This window comes from Gemmatimonadaceae bacterium (genome assembly GCA_019637445.1).
In the GTDB taxonomy this organism is placed as follows: Bacteria; Gemmatimonadota; Gemmatimonadetes; order Gemmatimonadales; family Gemmatimonadaceae; genus Pseudogemmatithrix.
Genome location: JAHBVS010000001.1, coordinates 236,933 through 260,512, shown reverse-complemented (window position 1 = coordinate 260,512; position 23,580 = coordinate 236,933). Strand labels below are relative to the sequence as shown.

Sequence of the window (23,580 nt, the reverse complement as noted above, 5' to 3'; positions counted from 1 at the left end):
CAACGGCCGCTGGTCGAAGGCCTCGCAAGCTCTTATTTTACAATCATATGCACGCCGCCGAAATCCGCCGTCGGTTCCTCGACTACTTCGCCCGCCAGAATCATGCCGTCCGATCCAGCTCCTCGCTGGTCCCGGGCGACGACCCGACCCTGCTGTTCACCAACGCAGGCATGGTCCAGTTCAAGAAGGTCTTCCTGGGCCAGGAGGCGCCGCCTGAGGGCAATCGGCGCGCCACGACCTCGCAGAAGTGCGTGCGCGCCGGCGGCAAGCACAACGACCTCGAACAGGTCGGCCACACCGCGCGCCATCACACGTTCTTCGAGATGCTGGGGAACTTCTCCTTCGGCGACTACTTCAAGCGCGACGCCATCCGCTTCGCCTGGGAGTTCGTCACCGAGGAGTTGAAGATCCCGAGGGAGCACCTGCGCGTCACGGTCTACAAGGACGATGACGAGGCGCGACAGCTCTGGCAGGAGGTCACGGGCATCGCAGCGAACCGCGTCTACGGGCTGGGTGAGCGCGACAACTTCTGGCAGATGGCCGACACCGGCCCCTGCGGTCCCTGCAGCGAGATCTACGTGGACCTCGCGCAGCTGACCAAGGACTTCGAGTTCCCGGTCGGCGCCAGCGGCGAGTGGACGCAGCGCGACCTCAAGGACTACTCCCTCGACGCCTTTGTGGAAGGCGCTGAGGCCGGGCGGTTCCTCGAGATCTGGAACCTCGTGTTCATGCAGTTCGACCGGCAGCCCGACGGCAAGTTGGAGCCGCTGCCGCGGCCCAGCGTGGACACCGGTGCCGGCCTCGAGCGTATTGCGGCCGTGCTGCAGGGTGTCTCGAACAACTACCACACCGACCTCTTCACGCCGCTGCTCGACCAGGTGGCCGCGGTCACGGGCAAGCCCTACGCGTACGCCAACGAGAATTCGGCGAGTTATCGCGTGCTCGCCGACCACGCGCGCGCGGTGGCCTTCCTGCTGGCTGATGGCGTGTTCCCCAGCAACGAGGGGCGCGGCTACGTGCTGCGGCGCATCCTGCGTCGCGCGGTGCGCCACGCCTGGCTGCTCGGCCGTCGCGAACCGACGCTGGTGCACATCGTCGAGCGCGTGATCGCGATGATGGGCGAGCAGTTCCCCGAGCTGAGTTCCCGCAAGTCGCACATCCTCGAGACCACACGCGCCGAGGAGGAGCGTTTCCTCGCGACGATCGAAGGCGGCATGACGCGCTTCGAGGAGCTGGCGCCTGCCGGGTCCACGCAGGGGTCGACAGCGCTTCGTGGGACGATCTCAGGTGAGGATGTCTTCAAGCTCTACGACACCTTCGGCTTCCCGGTGGACCTCACGGAACTGATGGCGATCGAACGCGGCTACCGCGTGGACATCGCCGGCTTCGAGCGTGCGCTCGAGGCGCAGCGCAAGCAGAGCCAGGAGGATCGCAAGTCGCGGCGCATCTCCGTTGTGGCCGACGATCTCGCGGATATGGCGAGTTGGACCACCGAGCATCCCATCGCCGAGTCAGGGTTCGTGGGCTACGACCGCATCGAGGTGTCGACCGCCGTGACGGCCGTGAAGCACCTGGACGACGGGCAGGTGGCGGTGATGCTGCGTGAGAGTCCGTTCTACGCGGAGTCCGGCGGCCAGGTCAGCGACACGGGCGAGATTCGCGGCGAGGGCTGGCACGTCGACGTGACCGAGGTCAAGAAGGTGGACGGCAAGGTGGCCGCCATCGGCAAGCCGCACGGCAAGGTGCGCTTCGGCCTCGCGACCGCCGAGGTGCCGGGCGACCGGCGTCGCGACACGGAGCGCAACCACACGGCTACGCACCTGCTGCACGCGGCCCTGCGCCACGTGCTCGGCGAGCACGTGCACCAGGCGGGTTCGCTGGTGGCGCCGGATCGTCTGCGCTTCGACTTCACGCATCACGGGCCGATGACGCCCGAGCAGGTGGAGCGCGTGGAGCGGATGGTAAACGAGGGCGTGTGGGCCAACGCGGATGTGCGCACGACGGAAAAACCGTATCAGGAGGCGATTGCCGGTGGCGCGATGGCGCTGTTCGGCGAGAAGTACGGTGACGTGGTGCGCGTGGTGGAGATCTCGGGTGGCATCAGCACCGAGCTCTGCGGCGGCACGCACGTGCGGAATACGGGGCAGATCGGGCTCTTCAGGATCCTGAGCGAGGCCGGTGTGGCCGCGGGTGTGCGGCGCGTCGAGGCGGTGACAGGTCGGCGGGCGTACGAACTGCTTCGTGAGCGCGAGTCGGCGTTGGCGACGGTCACGACGCGATTGAAGGTCAATGCGCCGGATGCCGAGCTGATCGGCAAGCGCCTTGATGCGCTGCTGGCCGAAAAGCGGCAGCTCGAGAAGCGACTTGAGGACGCAATGAAGGGCGGGGGTGCGCAGGCGGACCTGCTCGGCGACGCGGAGTCGGTGGGTGCGTCGAAGCTCGCCGTGAAGACCGTGAAGGTGCCGACCATGAAGGAGCTGCAGGCGCTCGGCGACGTGTTGCGCGAAGGGCTCGGCTCCGGTGTGGGTGCGATGCTCGGCGAGTTCGAGGACGGGAAGTCCGGGCTCGTCGTGGTGGTGAGTGATGACCTGCGCTCGAAGGGGTTGAACGCGGGGGCGTTGGTGAAGTCCTTGTCGGCGAAGACCGGGATCAAGGGCGGCGGGAAGGACCATATGGCGCAGGCTGGTGTGCCGACGGAGCAGGCGGGCGCGGTGCTGACGGCGGCGCGAGAGGCGTTGCGCGGGGCGCTGGCGGGGGTGTCGTGAGCCACGTGGCGTGGATCAAGGCGCACGCGACGGAGGCGCCTCCTGCGCTCGTCGAGCGGGTGGCAAGGGTCTTCGTCGAGTCTGCCGATCTCGCGCAGTTGGATACAGCTGCGGCGCTGGCCGCCGCTGGTGAGCGGCTGCTGCAGTCCGTCGTGCGCGCTGACGACGCGGCGGGACGCGTAGTCGCGCTCGACTTGCTGGCGGCGGATGCGTGCGTGACCTGGGCGTTTGAGGCCGCAGCTGGCTTGCCGGACTCGCTGGCGGCGCGAGCCGCCGCCGCCATGCAGCACTACGCGGCGGCGGCATCGTGAGCCAGCCCGCCCGCAGCGCCACGGAGCATCTCAGCGAGCTTGCGGAGATCGCGTTGCAGGCCGCCGAGGCCCTCGGACCTGCTATCGAACAGGCCACAACTCTTGTCAGCGAGACGCTTTCTCAGGGTGGTACGCTCTTCTTCTGTGGCAATGGCGGCTCTGCTGCCGACGCGCAGCACATCGCCACAGAGTACACGGTGCGCTACCTCAGGAGGCGCATGCCCCTTCGCGCCATTGCCCTGACGACGGACACCTCAACGCTGACGGCTACGGCGAACGATTTCTCGTTCGAAGAGGTGTTCAGTCGCCAGGTAGAGGCGTTGGGCCGGCCCGGGGACCTCCTGATTGTCCACTCGACCAGCGGCAACTCCCCGAACTGCATTCGGGCATTGCAGGCTGCCGCCGCGCGTGGCATGCGTTCAATGGCCCTAACCGCAGGGGATGGTGGGCGAGTGCGATTGTTGGCCGATCTGACGCTCGTCGTGCCGACGTCGCGAACGGATCGGGCGCAAGAGCTGCACTTGGCGATCCAACACGCCATATGTGATTTCATTGACGCCTCCGAGCAATCGGCTGTCGATCGGAGGCAGGGCGCAACGCATTAGGAATCGTTCTTTCTTCTCGGAGGACTCACCGTGAGCAATTCCTCTCGTCGAGAGTTTCTCTGGCACGCGGCCGTCGGCGGGACTGCGCTGGCCGGACTTGCCGCCTGTGCAGACGCAGGAACCGGCCCCGGGCGCCCAACAATTGACCCGAGCGGATACGGTCCTCTCGCGCCCTTTGGAGGGTACCCTGTTCTCTCGGTGCCAACGGGCTTTCGGGTTGCGCTGCTCAGTACGTCCGGAGGCCCGATGTCCGACGGCAATATCGTGCCCCAAGGGATGGATGGTATGGCTGCGTTTCCGGCGGCAAACGGCAGGATCCGGTTGCTTCGGAATCACGAGATCCGCAATACGGCCACCGACAGTCGGCGCACGACCATGTCTCCGACGCAGCTCTACGATGCACTCGGCCCAGGCGGCGTCACGACGCTCGAAGTCGACTTCAACCCTGACGGAAGCCCCTATCTCGTGCGTGAGTGGGTGTCACTCGCGGGGACTTTCGCGAACTGTGCCGGCGGGCCGACGCCATGGGGATCGTGGATCTCCTGCGAGGAGAGCGTCTCGGGAACCGCCTCGGGGTGGGAGAAGAACCACGGGTACAATTTTGAAGTTTCCGCGGCAAGCGATGGGCAGGTTGTTCCTGTGCCGCTGAAAGCGATGGGGCGCTTCACCCACGAGGCCGTGGCCGTTGATCCGGACAGCGGCATCGTGTACCAGACGGAAGACCGCAATCCCAGCGGGCTCTACCGATTCATCCCTGCGACACCTGGGACCCTTCAGAACGGAGGCCGTCTGGAGATGCTCGCGGTTGTCGGTGCTCCGCAGGCCGATCTTCGTGTCGGGCAGACCGTGGGGTCAACCCTCACGTGCGAGTGGGTAGAGATTCCCGTTCCAGACTCTGACTTGGGGAGTCTCTCCTCGGGATTTGTGTTCAATCAAGGCCACACGCTCGGTGGGGCGTGGTTCGCTCGACTCGAGGGGTGTTGGTATGGAAATGGGAGCGTGTACGTCAACGCAACTAGCGGCGGCGATGCAGCGTGCGGTCAGGTATTTCGGCTCACGCCGCTCTCAGCGACGCAGTCGTTGCTTACGCTGATGTTCGAGTCGCCGGGAGTCGAGGTGCTCGATGCACCCGACAACTTGTGCGTGAGTCCGCGGGGTGGACTGGTGTTGTGCGAGGACGGCGACAGCAACTGCTATGTCCGGGGCTTGTCTCGGGACGGCGTTCTCTTTGACTTGGTGCGGAACAACGAGTCCGATGCCGAGTGGGCGGGGGCTTGTTTCAGCCCCGACGGACGCGTGTTGTTTGTAAACAGCCAGGGGTCGACGAACGTCGCGGGTGCATTGCCGTCGCGAACGTGGGCCATATGGGGGCCATGGGATCGCGGCCCTCTTTGATCGCAGACGTGATGGATTCCTCACGACCGTAACGCAGGGGCGGGCTATGGCAACGCTGGTGATCGAAGGTGAGGGGGCCTCCGTCGAGGCAGAACTCTTTGAACGAGACGCACCTCTTGGCGTCGAGTGGATCGGTGGCCTAGTAGCCAGCGGTGCACGCTTTTGGTTGAGCGGTCCGACTGAGGACGGAATCTACGACCTGTTGATTCGCGCGGACTCAGACCAGCTGCTAAACCGCCCGGAACCCGAACTACGCGGCAACCGTCGGCGCGCGCGCGTGGGCTCCATTCTCATGGTGCCCGCCGCAACGCCAGATGCTCCGGCACTGCGACTAGTCGCTAACGATAGCGCAGCCGAGACGCTTTCCGGACTAGGCGCCGTGGTTGGTCACATCGCGGACTTCACGGCGACGTCACTCCCGACCGGCGCTTGCCGGGTGGAGTTCTTCTGCTGACTACGGCGCCCTTCGACGGAGTGATTCCAGTGCGGCCTTGAGGCGCTGACGTTCGGCCGGGCTGTCTTCGAGTAGCCCGCTGAAGAACGCGCCCGCGAGCACCAGAAACGATCCAACGACGCCGCCAACGGTGGCCGACAGTGCCACGAGCAGGACCAACGGCAGGCCGTCTGGCCTGACGGGCGTCGAGGGTCGCTCGACGATAGTTAAGACGGGTGTGTCCCGAATCTCCGCCAGACGCGCCTGATCCCACGCGGTGTGCAGGTTCGTATACAGAACCTGGCGCATCGAGACCTCGCGCTGCAGACGGTCCCGTTCCGCCTGCAGTTCCGGAGAGTTCGCAATCACGCGATTCGACTCGAGAAACTCGGCGAGTGCTTGCTCGGCGCGCCGCAACTGAGTCTCGCTGTCCGCGACGCGAGATTCGACGAAGGCGCGCTCGTCGGCCGCACTCTGTTGCCGGGACTCGAGGTTGAAGCGATTCAAGCTCTCAAGTACGGCCGCCAGCACCTGCGCTGACAGGTCCGGGACGGCAGTGGTTGCCGTGACCGCAATCACGCCTGTTTCGCGGAAGACTCGGGCCCGCAGGACGCGTTCCGCCATCCACTTCAGTCCTTCGTCCACCAGAAGCTCCGGCGTGTCTCCGCTCACACCGCTCAGCTCGAGCAAGGTGCTGCCGGGGCCGCGCTGAGCGTCTGACCCGGATGCGACCTCGAACGTGTCACGAAGCACGGGGAGGAGGACCTCACGTGAGAGCAGGAGGTCCGCGTAGAAAGCCGGTGGAGCTCCAGTGGCCCCTGGGACGGCAATTCCAAACTGGCCGGCGAGGGCAGAAAGTTGGGATGCAGAGCCGCTCTCGGCGGAGCGGGCGGTGAAGCGCGCTTCGCTGGTGAACCGTGCCGGAAGTACAACCCGGAGGACCAGTGCTAACGCTACGGCGGCCGCCACGGTGCCCGCCACAAGTCGCCATCGCTCGATGACGAGGGCCAGCAGGGACACGAGCGATGGGTTGCCGCCGGAAACGCGTGCGCTGACGCTGCTACCTTCGCCGAGATGTTCTGGTGTCATGATCGAGGTGATGAATGCAGGCGCGCGGTTGCTTCTTCCTTGAAGTACCGAGAGAGTTCGCTGGCGGAATCAGAAGTCGTGATCCATCGAGTCGCGATCTCCGGGGCCTCGGCGAGCCGCCGTCGGAGCGCACGCCCCTCGCGGACTCGCCAGAGAAGTATGTCCCAGACGAGTAGTGGAAGCGAGGCCGCACGCTTGAGCGTGGCGACTCGTGGCCGCGCGGTCCGCGCCGCCGGCGCCAGCGTGTCCTCGCGGAACAGCAGCCGGCGCAGGGGACGCCGGACGAGGCCGCGGTACGCGCAAAGGATTGGCGGTGGATCGAGGACGATGGCGTGGGTCGCGCGCCCCAGCAATATCCGCTCGGCGAGCGGGTCGCGGCCGGAAACAATCCAGCGACTGTCTCCGATCGTCCGTTCAACCGCAGAGTGATAGGCGGCGGCATCGGTTCCACCGTGTCCCCACGCTCCCAAGTCGTCGAGGTCGACTCTCGGGATGCCGAGTTGCGTCGAGAGCAGTTGTGCGAGCGTGGTCTTCCCGGCTCCGCTGTTGCCGAAGATCACGACTCTAAAATTCGTCTCGGCGCTCATGTCTGTCCTGCCGTGGCGCGGCGGGCCAGCGCGGTGACAACCAGGGCCCTAGCGAGCCCAGTTCCGGCTAGGACGTAGGCAATGCCGAGTGGACCCGTATGGCTGGCCACGAGCGCACTGCCCGCTAGGCGCGCGGAAGCGAACACCGCTTCCAGGACGGCCACCGGGCGCACGGTTCCCATCCGGCGCAGTGTGAGCGTCAGCAGCGAGGTGCCGGTCTCGCTGGCCTGCGCGATGGCGAGTGGGAGCAACAACACGACGTACGGAGTGAACTCGACGCCCAAGACTGCGCGCAGCAGAGTCTCGCCCCCAGCGACCACGGCAGCTAGATAGGCGACACAGACTGCGACGAGGAACAGCGAGCGATTGCGGGCGACCTTCCAAACTGCCGTTGGATCGGTCTCCGCGAGTTCAGGCAATGCCGTGAGGTGCAGGCCACGTGCAAGGACGCCCAGCGGCCCGAACAGGGTCATCACCCCCCGAAGCCCTCCGGCGGCGGCTGAGCCGGCTAGGCTGGCCGCGATTGGGAGCGTCAGTTGCGTCCCAGCGGTAAGCATGCCGCGAGCAGATGCGAACCAGACGCCATTCGCGGCCGCGTCGCGCAGCCACTGCGCGGCCTCCCGGGTCCCCGCATTCCACAGTCGCAGGCGCCACGCCGCATACAAGCCTCCCGTCAGCGCGCCTACGGCCCAGGCGGAGACGGCGAGGGGTGCTGTGAGGAGTCCAAGTCCAGCCAGACCACCTAGTACCGCCAGCTGCGTTACCGCCCAGATGCCATCGCTCACCACTGCGACTGGCGCCTGTCGCTGCGCGAAGGCGACCACGCGGGCCTGGTCCTGCAAGAGCAGGATGGGGAGCCACGCGCAGAGCGACAGCAGGGTTCGCCGGGTGACGGGATCCGCGACGACGGTCGCCGCGGCGACGGCCACGGCAAGTGCTCCCGCCAATGCGAACAGGAGCGTGGCGACAAACGCGCGCGCCGCAGCCCGCGCGCCATCGGTTGCTGAAAGCGATGCCGACTGCAGGACAAATGGTTCGCCGATAACCGAACGGGATAGGATCCACGCCGTGGTGTAGATGCCCAGTGCGACTGAGAACGCACCGAAGTCGTCCGGACCCAGAACTCTCGCTGCGACCACCGCCGCCGCGAAATTGGTGCCTGCATACAGCGCTTGGTCTACGAAGCCTGCGCCCAAGAACGCGAGTCGCCGACGTCTCGTCGTCATGCTGACCCGGCAGACTCGCCGTACTCCGTCGCATTCTCGGGCATTGACCCCCGCCACCGGTGCCACCGTTCTCGCGTCACAACGGCGGACCAGACCGCTCGGTGCGACGCCTTGACGGTTTCGTCGATTGAGCCCGACGTATCGACGTCCACGACCAGTGTTGGCGCGGGAAAATCCGGCAGTGCTTCGGCGTGGCGCGCCCGTATCGTCCCCTCGGCATCGATGCGCCCCTTGTCCTGAAGGCGCGCGGCGTTCCGGCGAACCGCTTCCTCCTCGTCGATGGTCAGCCGAACGACGACGTCGGGCGGAGCGATGGATGCAAAAAGGCGCTCCTCCAGCCGCGCGGCCAGACGCATCCAGCTGCTGCTCCCTTTATCGAGTGCCCAAACGTCGAGTCGTTTCCCATCGATGGCGCCCACCGGATATCTATCGGTAATGACCACGATGCCGCCGCTGGCCAACCGTCGACACCGCCGCACGGCCGCGCGCTTCTCGACCGCGAGCAGCAGTGCCTGCGTGGCAAACGCCAAGCGCGTAAGAAACCCGTCTCGAAGAAGCTGCTCCTTTGGGAGAGCCGTCAGAGCTCGCTTGCGTCCCCTCGGCAGAAGCGCCGACATGATGAATCGCAACGGATGCCGAAACCACGTTAGGGCGGTTGCACGCGGCCTGCCGAGGTGAACCGTTTCGACACGGTAAAAGCGCCCAAGCAGCCGACGAGAAGCACGTATCAGAGTGCTCTTTCCAACGGCCTTCGGCCCGACGAAAGCGATGATAGGCGTCGGCGCCTGGGTGCTCCACCCCTGGCCCGTGCCGCGAGCGCGGGCCCAGAGCTTTCGCCCGAGCTCCATGGATCGAAGCGCACCGAGGCGAGGCTGACGCACAACGCGAAAGGCCTCGAAGTGCTTGCCCAAACGCCGGCCTGCCAAGAGGAGCCTCAGCGCGGATCCGGTGCGCAGACAGTCCACAAACTCGACGAAGGACCCACGATTACCTGTTGGTGCAAGCTGAAGTGCCAAGTCGATAGCCTGCTCCAAGGTCTCAGGCGAGTCGGCGAGCTCATTGACCTCGCGAACTGTGTCCTCGCGAGACCGGATAGCGAGGAGAAACTCTAAAAGCGACAGCGTTTCGAGAGCGCGCCGGACGACGAGCACTGCGAGTTCGACATGCCTCGCCGCAATCGGGATGCCGTTGATGGAACTTCCGTGGTCGCGCAGCGCGTCGTCGAACGGCAACCGGTGGCTCTTCCACAGATGGCCGCCGGTCACCACCGCGTCGACGACGTCGAAGTGCACGAGCGCGGCATCGTCAGCGCGGAGTCCGACGAAGTAGCGCGCGGCACGCTGTGCCAATCCGTCGCGTGTTCTAGCCTCGACAAAGCCTGCGGCGAGAGCGGCGGCCTCGAGCTTCGGCCAGTCGCCCGGTGCGATAAGGAGGTCGAGGTCGGTGTCGCCCCGCATTGCCCTGTGCAGCGACGACGAACTCTTCCATTGGACGAACGGAACCCCGGACTCTCGGAGCGCGGCCAGCAGGGGAGTAAACGCGTGTGATGCGTGCTGGGTGTCGGAAGGCTCCATCACGCCCCGCCCGATGGCATGGCGCCGAGGTGAAGCGGCGGTGAGACCGCAAGGGTGGAAATCGCCAACAGCACACCGAGCATTGGATGTGTCAACAGGGAGAATGTCATGAGCATGGCACCAGCAACGACCATGATGCCCGGCCAGGGCGTGAGCAACACGCGCTGCCGCAGTCCCTTCAGAAACGCGATGACCGCGAAGGCGAGGGCCGCAAGCCAGAGGCCGAGGCCAGGAATCCCAAACTCCACGAGCACATCTACGTAGGTATTGTGCGAGTAGCGACCCCAGAGGAGCTGCTGCGCACCCCGGGGGCCGAGTCCGATGACGAGGTCGGTGGGGGACACGTGATCTGCGATCACTTGCAAGCGGCCCACTCGGGTCTGCGCTCCGGACTCAAATCGAGATTGCACGAGTGTCCGAAGCGTGCTGGATGCCGCCGCGATTCCGGCGAGTACCGAGACAAGCAGAAGGGCGGACATGCCGAGTCGGGCGAGTGCCCTGCGGCGCAGTCGTACCGGTTCGTTGCTGAAGACTGCGTACGAAAGCACGCTGACCGCCAGCGCAACCGGAACGGCGACAAGTACCGTTCGCGAGAGAGCGAGGAGGATCATGGTCGAGATGACCGCGAGGCCCGCGATCCTCGAGAATCCCGATGCGACTCGCCCGGACATTCCAATGAGCAACCCGGGCGCGAGCCAGAGGGAGAAGAAGTTGGGGTCATGTGCGAGGCCGAGTGCTCGTGGCGCTCCGAGGTGCCGGAAGACACCGATGCGAACGTCCCGGAAAGGTCCGAGGCTCACGGTCGTCGTTCCCGTGGCGAGCGACCACAGATAGAGTGCCAGGGCAACGACCGCTACTCCCACAGTTGCGCGCCAGAGACCGCGGCTGATGCTGAGGAGCGGATCATCCTCCGTCGAGGCGAACGCAAGCACCGCAACGTACACGAGGAAGAATCGGAGCTGCGTGAAGAGGAACTCGACGGCGGTTGCGGAGGAAGACCAGAGCAATGCAGCGAGGGTCCATAGGGTGAATGCGCCAACAACCGCGACCATCGCGCTGGCGGGACCGTACAGAACCGAGGGGCGCAGGCGTCGTGTCAGGGCGAAGATCACCACTGCCAGCGACGCAAAGTCGTGCGGCGCGACCTCGGCGCCTGCCACCGGAATGCGGAACGAATTAAGTTGAGTCGCGATGAACAATGCTCCAACCACACGCGCTGTATCCCCGGGGGCTGGGGGGCGGCGAAGCAAGCTCGCCTTCAACGGTTGTACGCCTGCGGGCGCCTCCGGCGAGCACAATCATTCGTGCGGCCCCCATGCGTAGCGGTGCACTCGTGCAGTTGCTGCGAACGACTCCGACTGATCCCCGTCCGGCAATCGCCCGCGGCGAGCTCAACTTCACGTTCTTTTACATCGGACCCGAGAGCTACCTTGCCGCCCGCCGCGATGTCGCGCTGTATGCGGGCGCTGACTACATCGCGAGCGATGGGATTCTGTTTGCTGCGTGCCTCAAGCTCCTGGGGCGCAAGCGCCGAACGCACCTCACGTTTGACTACACCTCGTTGGCTCCGTCCGTCTTTGACGCGATCGCGCAACGGCGAGGCGCGGTGGCACTGGTTGGAGGTACGACAGAGGAGGCCCGTCGGGCGGCGGAGTACATGGAGGGCCGTCACGAGGGTCTCCGCTGTGTCCTTGCCGAGTCGGGGTTCTTCGACTGGGAGACCGAGCGATCGGCCCTTCTGGCGCGAATCATTGCCGCGAAGCCCGCGGCGGTGGTACTCGGCAACGGGTTCCCTCGGCAGAACCGCTTGGCCCTCGCTCTGCGAGCCGAAGGCTTCGAGGGCTCGATCTTTACTTGCGGAGCATTCATTCACCAGACGGCGCGGCGCGGCCAGTACTTCCCGACGTGGATTAATCGCCTGCATCTGCGCGCCTTTTACCGGATCGTGAAGGAACCATATGTCCTTCGCCGCGTGCTGATCGCATATCCGCGTGGCGTCTTCTGGTTTCTCGTGGACTTCGCCGCCGGTCGGTAGCGCACGCGCGAGGACGCACCGCCTAGCGAAGCAACGCAACGACTGCCGCGATGCTTGCCAGGGTTTGCGCAATGACGCCCACGGTCGCGATGCGTTCGCTCGCCGGCGCACGCTCCGCACGCAACGGCACGACCACGGTCGAGCCGGCCAGGGGCGTGGGGTCGAACGGAATGAGCCAGAGCAAGTGCCTCCTCGACTCAATCTTCCCACTCGGCTGGATGACGTACGCGTGTCTGGCATCTCCCTCTCTCGATGCTCCTCCCGCGCTGCGGATATAGAATCCTAGGTTGCGACCCGGCGACACCGTCATGGCGTTTGCCGAGTTGACGTATCCGCGGATTTCGACGGTATAGAGTCGCTCCGGGACGTGTAGCTCGTCGCCGTCAAGCGCCAGGATGTTGTCGGGTCCGCTGGGACGCCGCAGTGCCTCGGCGAGATCGATGCCGATGCGGGCTCTCTCGTCGAGCTCCGCGCGTTGGGATGAGAATGCGCTTGCCGCTCGGAGGCGCGTCAGGACTGCTGCCTCCGTACTCGCCTCGGGCGTCAGGCCGCCTGCCCGAGCCACGACATCCGCCAGGCGCTCGTCCTTCCGGTTGAGCGTGTACCGTCCCGGAAAGCGGACCTCGCCCGTAAGAAGCACCGTCCGTGGCAGAGACCAGTCAGGCTCACGAAGGATCAACACGTGGTCGAAGGGAGCGAGCACCGGTGAAGAATCCGCCGTGGCCCGAACCGGCACCGGGCCAGCACCTGCGGCCTCGGTTCCACTCACGAGATAGGACGAGTCGAGTGCGAAGCGAAGCGTGATCGCCGATCGATCCGGTGATGGAGGGATTGGCCGTCGAGCGATCTCTGCGGATGCCAGGTATGCACCGTCAGCCAGGCCCCCGGCCAGCAGCACAAGGTCACGCACGGTGGCTCCGTCGCGGTATGGGTACCGGCCCGGTTGCTTGACCGCTCCGCCGATCGCCAAGTACCGCTCGGGCACGAATCCGCTCACCGTGTAGACGACCACGGAGTCGTCTTCCGCAAGCTCGAGGTCGTTAATGACGCTCCCGCTCGAGTCGGCGAGCGTGGCACGCAGAAGCACCTGGGATTCGTCTGCTCGGCGTCGAACTACGTGGGCAGTGCCCAGATAGGCATCCGGACGAAGCCCTCCGGCGCTCCGAAGTGCGTCACTCAGTCGCATGCCGGCAGTCAGAGCCTGCCGTCCCGACGTCCAGACCTCACCCGTCACAGTGATGCTCTGCCGCACGCGAGCGGGAAGGGAGAACACGACAATCTCGTCGCCGGGCTCAACGGGAAGTTCCGGGACGGCCTCTGCGCTGACTCCGGGGTTGTCGACGTCGATGACGACCCTCGCCATGCTCGGTCCGCGCCGCTCCCTCGGCGGGACGACGCGGGAGATCTGGATGCGATTGGTAAGGGCGTCTTCTGAAAAGCCGCCCGCGGCGGCGACGGCATCGCGAAGGTTCTCGTCGACGAGCATCTCGAAGCGCGAGGGGCGAATGACCGCTCCTCGGACGGTGACGAGCGGGCCCCGTCTCCGGACGAAGACCACGTCGCCATTCTCCAGCCGAAGGTCGCCAGCCTGGCTGCCTCGCAACACATACTGGTAGACGTCCAGTCGGCCCACGAGGCTGTCACCGCGGCGAATCACCACCTCGCGGAGAGAGCCCTGCTCGGTCGGCCCCCCCGCGGCGTAGAGTGCGGTGAGCGCCGTCGACGCGCTGGAGATACGGTAGCTGCCGGGCCTTGCGACCTCACCCGTGACATAGACTTGAATGGCCCGCAGACGCGTCACCGTGACGCTGAACTTGGTCGTCGCGTTGGCGCTTCGGCTGATGCCCGAATAGCTCCGGGCCAGACGGCTGTACAGCAGGTCCTCAAGCTGGGACAAGGTCAGGTTGGCGACACCCAGCTGGCCGACCTGGGGAATCACGACGAATCCTTCCCGCGTGACCTCTAGTGTGTGGGCGAGCTCGACGGCGCCCGTAAGGAGCAAGACCAGCTGGTCTCCTGGACCCAGCCGATACGAGGGATCAACCGGACCGTCGAAGACTGGCAGGAACTCGCTCGACGTACCAGCGAAGAGGGACCTGCCGTAGACCGGAAGTTCACGCGAACCACTCGAGTCCGAAGTCAGCGGCATCGGGGCCCGCGGGATGTCCCCACCCATCATCGTCCGCAGCAACTGCGTCTCATCCGCCGGTACGATTCCGAGGCGTTGAACCGCCGAGAGCACGTCCTCCCCTATCATCCCCGGCGATGTCGTCGACCCCGGCAGATACGCATCTAGCAGGTTTTCCGGATACCCCTCCGCCCGCAGCCGCGCCCGCACTTGCTCGGCCGTCATGCCACTCGTCACGATCCGCTGCCGCAGCTGCTGCACCAGCTCTGGTCGCGCTTGCAGCAGTGCCTGCGCCTCGGCCGCCGAGGGCCGCGCCTGAGCGGTCGCGGCGGACGTCAACGTCACAAGAGTAAGGCCGGCAAACAGAGCCAAGACAAAGGTTCGCATCGTTGCTTGTCGCGTCGCAGAAAAGGTCCAGAAACAAAGCGAGCGCGGTCCCGAGACCGCGCCCGAAACCTAACTCCCACCAAGGGTTACGTCACGCCAACCGGTCGTTCGTCTGGACGTCGCTGCCCGGGTCCATCACAGCGCTCACGGTGCCCAATAGGATTCCCATGTCCCGCCGCACGGTCCAATGCCGTACGTAACGCAGTTCAAGCTCCGCACGGGCAGGGTACCCCACGTGGTGCCGGCCATTGACCGCCCACTCGCCAGTCATTCCTGGACGCACGGACAGCAGCAGCCGCTCGGAGCCGCGGTAGTGCTCAAGCTCTTCCTCGATCACTGGCCGTGGGCCGACCAGCGACATGTCGCCGACCAGCACGTTGAAGAGCTGCGGGAGTTCGTCCAGTGACGTCTTGCGCAGGAACCGCCCGAACCGTGTAACGCGTGGGTCCAGGTCGTCTGGCAGCTTGTAATGGTTCTCGCGATACAAACGCCGCAGGTCTGCGTTTGTGCGCAGCACATCCTCGGCGTCAGCCCGCATAGTGCGGAACTTGAGGCAGTGGAAGCTCCTGCCGCCGCGCCCAACGCGCCAATGCCGGAACAACATAGGGCCGCGCGACTCGAGGCGAATCAGCAGCGCCACCAGCAGCATTACGGGTGCGAGAAGCACGAGACCAAGCGCGGCGCCGACAAAATCAACAGCGCGTTTGATGGCTGCCTGAGTCACCGAGCGATTATGTGCCGCGAGTTGGACCAGAGGGCTCTCACCCTCCCAGACAATCAATGGCTCGTGGCCGCTGACGACCTCACTGGGCATCACGGCGAGCAGTCGGCAGCCGTGCAGCAGTGATACGTCGGACACTGCACGCATGGTCTCAGGCCCCAACGGCCCAGCCACCATCACGACGCTGGCGTGATGCTCGAGAATGAGAGAGTGAAGCTGCTCAGCGTGCGTCCGAACATCCGCGTCATCCTCCGACACGGTGACCACACCGGCCACTTCGAACCCGGCCCCGGCCGACATCGCAGGGTGCTCCAGCGCCCTCGGAACATCAGGCGCGAGCCCGACCACGATCGCCCGACCGCGGCCCCGCCATTCCCCCTGCTGCTGTGCCTCCCGCCGTACCGCTGGCGCGGCACTGACTCTGGCCTGCTGCTCAGGCGTCATCGGGGCAAGTGAGGGGTGGGACTGCCTATGGGTGAGGGAGAACCTACCGCCGGGACCACGTTCCGACAATGTGCAACGCGCGGTTATTAATGTGATGTGGCCCACAGCAATCGTGGCCGACCAATTCGACTACAAGTGTCCGAGCCGATCACAGTCTCCGTCATCATCGACACCTTCGAGCAGGGTCCGTTCGTGGCGGCCGCCGTGGCCTCCGCGCTGGCCCAGCGGGCGGTCCGGGAGGGGCAGGGGGAGGTCATCGTCGTGGACGATGGGTCGACCGATCGCACCCCTGAGATACTCGCCGGATTTGCCAGCGCTATCCAGGTCATCCGACAGCCGAACGGCGGGCAGGCTGCGGCCCTGAATCGGGGGATTGCCGGGGCTCGAGGCACCTGGCTGGCATTCCTCGACGGCGATGACGAGTGGGGGCCTGAGTACCTCGATGCGGCCCTGTCGGCGCTAGAGTCGAGCCCCGACTGCGACGCCGGCTTCTCGGGCGTGCTGACGGTGGACGCTGCTGGCAGGCCCCTGGGGCAGGATCCGAGCCCTCTTGATTGGACTATGCTCGAAGCCCTGCTGAGGGAGTCGGACGCGCTTGGAGCAGGGCGTGTGTCGTGGATGCCGCCCACTTCAGGTCTCTGCGTTCGCCGATCTCTTCTCGCAGTCCTCGTAGAGGGCGAGACGGCGGGCCCGGTCCCCGCGCAGTACCGCATTGCCGCCGATGGCTGGCTGCAGCTCTGCATCGCCTCCCACGCGCGTCGGGTGGTGCCGGTGGGTGGGCGCCACGTAAGGCTGCGGGTCCACGGCGCTAACCGCTGGACGGGGGCTGACGAGTTTTCGGCGCCCATCGCGCAGGCGCGCGCCTCTCTCTATGCAGAGCTTGGCCGGAGCGCCGAGTCCTTGGCCTCCAAAGCTTTGCGTGATATCAGCGGACTGCGGCGCGCACTGCGCGCGAACGCCGGCGAATTCGGAGTTTGGGCCGCGATCCTGGCTGGCCAACGCGTGCGTGCCCTAGGCCTGGCACTCGTGTGGCGGCCGGCACCGTGGGTGACGTCAACGCTGCACCGGGCGTTTCGCAGGCTTCAGTTGGTCCTGGCAACAGTGGTCCCTGTCGGGGTCTATCGCCACCTACGCGCGCTATGGCGCGGCCGCCACGCCGATGCGGGGACGCCCCCGTGAGGATCGCGCTCTTCCATCACCTGCCGTCCGGCGGCGCTCTGGCGCTGGTCGCGCAAAGCGCGCGCATCCTTGCGGATGCCGGCCACGAGGTCGGGCTATTCACCTTCGGCTCGGCGGAACAGGCGTTCGCTCCCTGGCCACTTGAGGGCCACCGCGAAGTGCTGCCGCTCGACCTCGAGGGAAATGGGGCACTGCGACGCTACGACGCTGCGACACACGAGATGGCGCGGCGCATCGAGGCCTGGGCGCCAGACGCCGTGTGGGTGGAGAAGTGCCGGCTGTTTGGCCACCCGCCGATCCTCACGATGCTGACCCGCCCGACGGTGCTGCACACGCACGAGCCGCTGCGGGTGCGGGCGCTGGAACAGCTCGCGCCTGTGGCGTCGTTCGACTGGCCAGCGGTCGAGCCGGGCGCCTCGTTCGCACCTTTGCGAAAGTTGCTGCGGCTGCCGCGGCACCTGCGCATTCGCCGCGGCGATGCCGCGGCAGTGCGTGCCGCGGGGCGCGTCGTGACGAGTTCCGCCTTCACCGCTGAATGGCTGCGCCGCGCCTATGGCGTGTCTGCCACCGTTCTGGCGCCGGGTATCGACACCCGTCGCTTCTCTCCCGCGTCGGTCGCGGCCCGCAGCGCCAGTGTGCTGTCCGTGGGCCGCCTCTCTCCGCTCAAGGGGCACGATCTCGCCATTCGCGCGCTGGGTCGGCTGCCGGCATCGCAGCGCCCAGCGCTCGACATCGCCTGCGACGAGGCGCACCACGCGGACCGGGTTCGCCTCGAGACCCTGGCGGCGGAGCAGGGTGTGTCACTTCGGATTCATCACCGTGTGTCGTCTGACGACTTGGTCGCGCTGTATCGCCAGTCGCGCGCGGTGCTCTGTGCGGCGTACCGCGAGCCCTTCGGCCTCTCGGCGCCGGAAGCGATGGCCTGCGGAACGCCGGTGATCGCCGTGCGGGAGGGCGGCTTCGCCGAGACGGTAGTCGATGGCGAAACGGGCTTTCTGCTGCCGCGCGAGGTAGACGCCTGGCAACAGCCGCTGTCTGCCCTGATGTCCGACAACGCGCTGGTCGATCGCCTTGGGCGCGCCGGTATCGCGCGCGTCGCGAACGGCTGGTCGCTCGAGGGATGGCGTGCTCGCGCGGCAGCCGCCAGCGGCCTCCCCCTCTGACGCGGTCGAACGCTATCTTCCGCGCGTGATGCGTCGCTTGCTACTCCTCGCCCTGTTCGCCATTGGGCCGGCACTCCCGGCCCAGGCGGCCGCGTCGCCGGAGTTCGCGCTGCGGCCGGGCGATGTGTTGCAGCTCTTCCATTGGCGGGACTCGCTGCTACGCGGCGACTTTCCCATCGAGGTCGACGGATCCGTCGTCCTGCCGCTGCTTGGCCGGCGCAGCGTGACCGGTCGTCCCTGGTCGAGCGTGCGCGATTCGCTCGGCGCCGCCTACGCGCGCGAGCTACGCGCCCCGGACCTGCGCATCACCCCGCTGCGCCGCGTGTTCGTGCTCGGTTTCGTGCGCCAGCCGGGCATCCTGCTGGCGGATCCGAACACCACAATCGCCGGTGCCATCGCGATGGCGGGCGGCGCCTCAGCCGACGGCGACTTGCGCCGCGTGCGCGTGCGTCGTGACGGGGCAGTGCTCGCCGAGCGCGTGTCGGTGGAGTCGGACCTCGTGCGCGCGGACGTGCGCAGCGGGGACGAGGTCTTCGTGGACCGGCGCGGATGGTTCGACCGGAACTCCGCGTTCATGGTCTCGGCGATCGTCGGGCTCGCCGGCATCGTGGTGACCTTGATCGTCGCCCGCTAGCCGACGTCGCTACCAGCCGCGCCAGCGCAGCTGCGCGTTCAGGTTGAACACATCGTGGCCCGGCACCAGCAGGTGGTTCAGCGTCCAGCTGGGTCCGAGCTGCAGCGACCAGTCGGCGTCGCCGCGGAATCGCAGTAGTTCTGCACGCGCACCGTAACGCACCTCAGGCTGTGGGACACCGCCGATCGGGCCGAGTGTCTGGCTCCAGTCGCCGATCAGGAAGCGCTCGAGTGCGATGGTGAGACGCCCGTTCGCGGTGTAGCGGTCGTAAGCCAAGGTCGCCCCGGCACCGCCGTACGCCGCCGCGGCGCCAAGGATCTGCCCGCGATTGGTCATTCCCTGTCGCGTGCGGACGTGCCAGTACAGCGGGATGGGCTGGTTCAGCGTGCGCCCAAGGCGCTCGTGGTGTCCGATCTCCGCCGTCACCAGCTCGGCGCGCAACGTATGCAGGTTGCCATCATCCGAACGGAAGGCGTGCGCCACGCCGAGCGTGAGGCCCCCGAGGTCGTCGGGCTGCATCGCGAGCCAGCGCCAGTTGCCGCTGAAGTCCTCGCGCGCCCACTCGGCGTAGGCCTCGAAGCCCGAGGCGCGTGGCGAGAAGCGCAGGAACAGCGAGGCGAACTGGTTTTCGTCGTTCTTGTTGATGTCGCCGATCTGGTCGTTGATGACACCCTGGAACGGACGCGTGAGTTGCGAGAGACTCGGGGTGCCCTCATGCCAGCGCACGTTCATCACGCGCATCCCACCGACCTCTAGTCCGGGCACGAAGCTCGGCGCGAAGCTCGCGACGAAGCCGACGTGGAAGCGGTGCAGGGGGCCGGTTTGGATGGGCGACCAGTCGCTCTGTTCCATCCGGCCGGCGATGTGCCGGACGTGCAGCGTCCCGATGCCGACGTTCACGGGTGCCGCGGTGCCGATGAAGATGTGCGGGAATCCGCCGGCGTTCACGCTCTGCACCAACGGGTATTCGCGGGCCGGGCCCCAGCTCAGGCGCGCCGTGCTGAACCCGGCGGCGACGCCGAAGGCCTCGACGTCAATGAAACTGTCGCCGAGGTCGACGCGCGTGTACGGGTCGCTGCCGAAACGCTGGGGGAGGTCGATCTGCGTGGGTCGGCGCGGATCGCGGAAAAGCCAAGGATCCGCTTGACCGTTGGGCAGCAGGTCGAAGTCAGCGTTGGCGGCGCGGAAGATGATGGGGGCGAGCTGAAGGCGTACGCGCCCCCATTGCGCGCGGACGCCGGCTTGCGCGGCAATCGTGCTGCCGCGGCCCGCCCAGAGCACGCCGTCGTTGGCGCCGACGGGAAGTGCACTGTTGTGGATGGCGAGGACGTCGGGGCGGAGGAGTTGGATCGTCGCGCTGCTCCCCGTGAACCGGCCTGCCCAAGGACTCGTGGTCCCATCACCTGCCGGCGCGGCGAGTCGACGCTCGAGCGCCGCCGTGAAGGGTTGGATGCTCCACGGGATTTCTCGCGTGGAATCGAGCAGTGCGAGGGTCCGCAGGTACGAGGCCTGGTCTCCGGCGGCGAGGATGGCACCGCCCAACTCGAGGCGCGCCGGCTCCTGCTGCGCTGCGCCCGCCGACTCGCGTGCCTGCTGCTGCGCCGTGGCCGAGACGACCGGAACGGAGATCGCGAGCACGGCCAACAGCGCGCGCGGCGCTGCGCGTGCAATCGCTCCCCGACCGCTTGATTCACCTCGCGCCATGCGCGTAAGGTTACCCACCGTGCGATCTCCCCGGCCACCCCATTGGCTTGTGTGTGCCGCTGCGGCGTGGACCGTCGCTGTCGCCGGTGCTGCGCCGCTGCGCGCACAAACGCAGGCGCAGACGCGAGACTCGACCTCGCGCGGCCTACTCGGCGTCTCCGCGCTCCCGCTGCCGGGCTCGGAGACCGAAACGACGCTTCGCCTGCGCGAGCTGCTTGGACTCGACGACGACGCGGGCACCCTGCTCCGCAGCGTCGGCACGCGGATGACTGATCGGCTCGGAGAGCGAGACGGCATCGCCGCCTTCACGCCCGAGTTGATGGTCGGCTACAACTCCGCGCACGCCTGGGGCTTCAATGATGGCCCGCTGCGCGCCGGACGCGGCCGCAACATGCTGGCGAGTGCGGGCGTGGCCCTGCGGCGCGGGCGCGTGACGGCGGTGCTGGTGCCTCAGCTGGTCTACGAGGCCAACCTGGCGTTCCAGACCATCCCGTATCCGCAGCCAAGCCCGCCTGTTCGGAACGTGTGGGCGAATCCGTTCTATCCGCTGCCGACATCAATGGATTATCCCCAGCGATTCGGCGACGAGGCGCGTGGGGCGCTCACGTTCCAGGGACGCGTGGCCGTGGATGTCGGCGCGGGTGTGCGCGTGGGAGTGGGGCACGAGAACCGCTGGTGGGGTCCGGGTGTCCGCAACGCGATGTTGCTCTCCTCGAACGCACCGGCCTTCGCGCAGATCTTCGTGGAGTCCGCGCGCCCGTTCGAGACCCGCATCGGGGCCTTTGAATACCAGTGGATCCTCGGGCGGCTCGAGGAGTCCGAGTTCTTCGACTTCGATTCGCGCAACGACGCGCGCTCGCTCAACGCGCTCGGTGTCACCTGGCGCCCCGTGTGGGAAGGCCCCTGGCCGACTCTCGGGGCGACCCGCGGCGTGATGGCGCGCCGCGCCCCCGGCCTCGCGACGATGCTCGACGTCTGGCGCGACGTGGGGCGCCCCTGGTCGCGCAGCGCCGACTCGGCGAAGGCGCGCGACCAGATCTTCGCGATGTTCTCGCGCTGGCGCTTTCCGGAGCAGGGCGTCGAGGCCTACGTCGAATGGGCGCGCTTCGAACAAGTCGCCAGCCTGCGCGACTTTCTCGAGCAGCCGGGGCACATGCAGGGCTACGCGGTCGGCGCGCAGTGGGCCCAGCCGCGTTGGGGCGGGATGCTGCACTTCCAAACGGAGTTCAGCTACCTGGAGCCCAGCCCCAGCACGCGCGTTCGACCCATCGGCACCAGCTTCAGCAGTCCGGCCGTTCCCCACGGCTGGACGCACCAAGGGCAGACGCTCGGCCCCAGCATTGGGCCCGCGGCGTCGAGCCAGTACTTCGCGGCGGACTATCGCGCGCCCGACTGGCGCGCCGGTCTCTCGCTGGGCCGCTGGCGCCGCGATGCGAACTACCGCTTCCTCAACCCGTTGCCGCCCAAGCGCGAGGACCTGCAGCTCTGGGCCTCGCTGCGTGGCGGGATGGCCATCGGGACCTGGGAGGCGCTGGTCGAGTTCACGGAAGGCGTTCGCCTCAACCATCTTTATCAGGCCTACGAGTTCGGTACGCCCGACGGCCGCACCGAAGGCGTTGATCTCTTGAACCGGAGCCTGACCCTGACGCTCACGCCTCGACTTCCACGCGTCCAGCGATGAGACGGTACCTCGCACCCCTCGCGATGGGCGGGGCACTGTTCGCCCTCGTGCTCGCCTGGACCCTGATGGTCACGCCGCGCTATCGCAGCGAGGCGCTGCTGCAGGTGGAGTCGAACCGCGGGATGTCCGGGCTCGCCGACGCTGTCGCCTCGATGCCCGGGGCACCGCTGCTCGGACTCGGCGACGACGAACTCGAGACGCAGATCGGTGTGCTGCGCAGCCGTCGCGTGGTGGACGCCGTGATCGATTCGCTGGGCCTGACGGTGCGCGTGGAGGAGCCGCGCGTGGCGCGCTCGCTCGTGTTCACTGCCAGCGTCGTCGATGGCAGTAGCGCAGGGGATGTGGAGGGCAGCGTTCGCCTGCGCGCGGACGGCAGCTCGTGGGCGCTCACGGGAGAGGATCTTTCCGACGGCCTGACGCTGCCGGCGCAGGTTGCCGGCGGCGGCAACTTGGAGCTCGGCTTCACTCGCGTGCAGCTGGCGACACCGGGCGCGGCGGGTCTGCCTGACGACATCGAGTTGGACGTCGTGCCGCGTTTCGTCGCGCGGCGGGAGCTCCTGGAACGGCTGGCGGTCCGTCGGCAGAGCGCGGGCGCCCAGCTGATCACGCTCAGCTACGAGGATCCGGACCCTGAGCTCGCCGCGCGCGTGTTGGAACGGATCCTCGCCGAGTACCTGAGCTTCACGCGTCGCGAAGCGAGTGGGGATGCCGGCACGACGGCCGCCGAGCTGCGACGCCAGGTCGAGGACCAGCGCGTTCGGCTGGCCCAGGCCGAGGAAGCGCAGCGCCGCTATCAGGAATCCTCCGGGCTGGTGGCCCCGAGCGAGCAGGGCGCAGCGGAGGTACAGCGCTACGCTGCGCTGCGCGGCACGCTCGACGCGCTTGAGGTGGAACGCGCGGCCCTGGCGCGCTTGTTGGCGCTGGTGGAGGGCAGGGCGGGGACCACTCGCTCCGAGGCGTATCGGCAGCTCGCGACCTTTCCGTCACTGATCACCAACCGCGCGATCCAAGACCTGCTGCTCACGCTGACGACGCTGGAGAACGACCGCAGCGAGCTGCGCCTCGTGCGCAGCGACGACAACGCGGATGTGCGGCAGCTCTCGGCGCGCATCGAGGAGCTCGAGCGCCAACTGCAGCGCCTCGGCCGGCAGTATCTCGAAAGCCTCGACGAGCAGATTGCGCCCACGACGGCGGCCATTGCCGCGATCGACGCGCGCCTAGCGGAGTTCCCCGAGACGGAGATGCGCTACCTGCGGCTCGCTCGCGAGGTGCGCGTGCTCAACGAGGGATACCTGTTGCTGCAGAAGCAGCTGCGCCAGACCGAACTGCAGGATGCGCTGCGGCTCGACGAGGTGCGCATCGTGGACGCACCGACGGTGCCGCATCGCGATGACCCGTACTTTCCGCGCCCGCTGGTGAACCTCGTGCTCGGCTTGGTGCTGGCGATGGCAGGTGGCGGCGCTGTGGCCGCGGCGCAGGCGGCGCGGAGACTCTCCGCGAGCTGAGGCGCGCTACTGGG

General features: G+C 67.1%; 18 protein-coding genes. 10 read left to right on the top strand and 8 right to left on the bottom strand.

Annotated features, from left to right (window positions below; all coding sequences use genetic code 11):
* The first annotated feature begins 47 nt into the window (after window positions 1-47).
* From alaS to KF709_01210, 4 genes are all read left to right on the top strand, one after another.
* Window positions 48-2,765: an alanine--tRNA ligase gene (alaS, locus tag KF709_01225; GenBank protein MBX3173009.1), complete on the top strand. Its 2,718-nt coding sequence runs from the start codon at window positions 48-50 to the stop codon at window positions 2,763-2,765.
* Window positions 2,762-3,076: a hypothetical protein gene (locus KF709_01220; GenBank protein MBX3173008.1), complete on the top strand. Its 315-nt coding sequence runs from the start codon at window positions 2,762-2,764 to the stop codon at window positions 3,074-3,076. Before alaS ends, KF709_01220 begins: the two co-directional genes overlap by 4 nt.
* The gene (locus KF709_01215) at window positions 3,073-3,681 is read left to right on the top strand and encodes an SIS domain-containing protein (GenBank protein MBX3173007.1); all 609 of its coding nucleotides are present in this window, start codon (window positions 3,073-3,075) and stop codon (window positions 3,679-3,681) included. The genes KF709_01220 and KF709_01215 overlap by 4 nt, the downstream gene beginning before the upstream one ends.
* Window positions 3,682-3,879: 198 nt before the next feature.
* Window positions 3,880-5,076: a DUF839 domain-containing protein gene (locus KF709_01210; protein ID MBX3173006.1), complete on the top strand. Its 1,197-nt coding sequence runs from the start codon at window positions 3,880-3,882 to the stop codon at window positions 5,074-5,076.
* Window positions 5,077-5,530: 454 nt separating this feature from the next.
* Here the strand turns inward: KF709_01210 and KF709_01205 are convergent, their stop codons facing one another.
* The 5 genes from KF709_01205 to KF709_01185 form a co-directional block, all read right to left on the bottom strand.
* Window positions 5,531-6,598, bottom strand: a complete 1,068-nt coding sequence (locus KF709_01205; GenBank protein ID MBX3173005.1) for a hypothetical protein — start codon at window positions 6,596-6,598, stop codon at window positions 5,531-5,533.
* The gene (locus KF709_01200; GenBank protein MBX3173004.1) at window positions 6,595-7,185 is read right to left on the bottom strand and encodes a hypothetical protein; all 591 of its coding nucleotides are present in this window, start codon (window positions 7,183-7,185) and stop codon (window positions 6,595-6,597) included. The genes KF709_01205 and KF709_01200 overlap by 4 nt, the downstream gene beginning before the upstream one ends.
* Window positions 7,182-8,411 carry a hypothetical protein gene (locus tag KF709_01195; protein MBX3173003.1) on the bottom strand — a complete coding sequence of 410 codons (1,230 nt, stop codon included), beginning with the start codon at window positions 8,409-8,411 and terminating at the stop codon, window positions 7,182-7,184. The genes KF709_01200 and KF709_01195 overlap by 4 nt, the downstream gene beginning before the upstream one ends.
* The gene (locus tag KF709_01190; protein MBX3173002.1) at window positions 8,408-9,868 is read right to left on the bottom strand and encodes a hypothetical protein; all 1,461 of its coding nucleotides are present in this window, start codon (window positions 9,866-9,868) and stop codon (window positions 8,408-8,410) included. Before KF709_01190 ends, KF709_01195 begins: the two co-directional genes overlap by 4 nt.
* 116 nt (window positions 9,869-9,984) lie before the next feature.
* Window positions 9,985-11,145 (bottom strand): hypothetical protein, encoded by a 1,161-nt coding sequence (locus KF709_01185; GenBank protein MBX3173001.1) that lies wholly within the window; start codon window positions 11,143-11,145, stop codon window positions 9,985-9,987.
* Between the two features lie 155 nt (window positions 11,146-11,300).
* On the opposite strand from KF709_01185, the gene KF709_01180 reads away from it, so the two are divergent.
* The gene (locus KF709_01180) at window positions 11,301-12,020 is read left to right on the top strand and encodes a WecB/TagA/CpsF family glycosyltransferase (protein MBX3173000.1); all 720 of its coding nucleotides are present in this window, start codon (window positions 11,301-11,303) and stop codon (window positions 12,018-12,020) included.
* A gap of 22 nt (window positions 12,021-12,042) precedes the next feature.
* On the opposite strand, the gene KF709_01175 is transcribed toward KF709_01180, so the two are convergent.
* Window positions 12,043-14,487, bottom strand: coding sequence for an SLBB domain-containing protein (locus tag KF709_01175; GenBank protein ID MBX3172999.1), 2,445 nt, complete (start codon window positions 14,485-14,487; stop codon window positions 12,043-12,045).
* 139 nt (window positions 14,488-14,626) lie between these two features.
* Entirely contained in the window at window positions 14,627-15,556 is a 930-nt protein-coding gene (locus KF709_01170) for a sugar transferase (GenBank protein ID MBX3172998.1), read from the bottom strand.
* Window positions 15,557-15,835: 279 nt separating this feature from the next.
* Here KF709_01170 and KF709_01165 point away from each other — a divergent pair, with 279 nt between their 5' ends.
* Genes KF709_01165 through KF709_01155 form a run of 3 tightly spaced genes read left to right on the top strand, consistent with a single transcriptional unit; the run spans window position 15,836 to window position 18,676 of the window.
* Window positions 15,836-16,879, top strand: a complete 1,044-nt coding sequence (locus KF709_01165; protein ID MBX3172997.1) for a glycosyltransferase — start codon at window positions 15,836-15,838, stop codon at window positions 16,877-16,879.
* Entirely contained in the window at window positions 16,876-18,042 is a 1,167-nt protein-coding gene (locus KF709_01160) for a glycosyltransferase family 4 protein (protein MBX3172996.1), read from the top strand. The genes KF709_01165 and KF709_01160 overlap by 4 nt, the downstream gene beginning before the upstream one ends.
* A 28-nt stretch (window positions 18,043-18,070) precedes the next feature.
* The gene (locus KF709_01155) at window positions 18,071-18,676 is read left to right on the top strand and encodes a polysaccharide biosynthesis/export family protein (GenBank protein MBX3172995.1); all 606 of its coding nucleotides are present in this window, start codon (window positions 18,071-18,073) and stop codon (window positions 18,674-18,676) included.
* 9 nt (window positions 18,677-18,685) lie between these two features.
* On the opposite strand, the gene KF709_01150 is transcribed toward KF709_01155, so the two are convergent.
* The gene (locus tag KF709_01150; protein ID MBX3172994.1) at window positions 18,686-20,380 is read right to left on the bottom strand and encodes a hypothetical protein; all 1,695 of its coding nucleotides are present in this window, start codon (window positions 20,378-20,380) and stop codon (window positions 18,686-18,688) included.
* Between the two features lie 49 nt (window positions 20,381-20,429).
* Between KF709_01150 and KF709_01145 the strand changes: the two genes are divergently transcribed.
* Window positions 20,430-22,061: a hypothetical protein gene (locus tag KF709_01145; protein MBX3172993.1), complete on the top strand. Its 1,632-nt coding sequence runs from the start codon at window positions 20,430-20,432 to the stop codon at window positions 22,059-22,061.
* Complete coding sequence (locus KF709_01140) at window positions 22,058-23,566, top strand: hypothetical protein (protein ID MBX3172992.1); 1,509 nt, start codon at window positions 22,058-22,060, stop codon at window positions 23,564-23,566. The genes KF709_01145 and KF709_01140 overlap by 4 nt, the downstream gene beginning before the upstream one ends.
* Window positions 23,567-23,580: the final 14 nt, after the last annotated feature.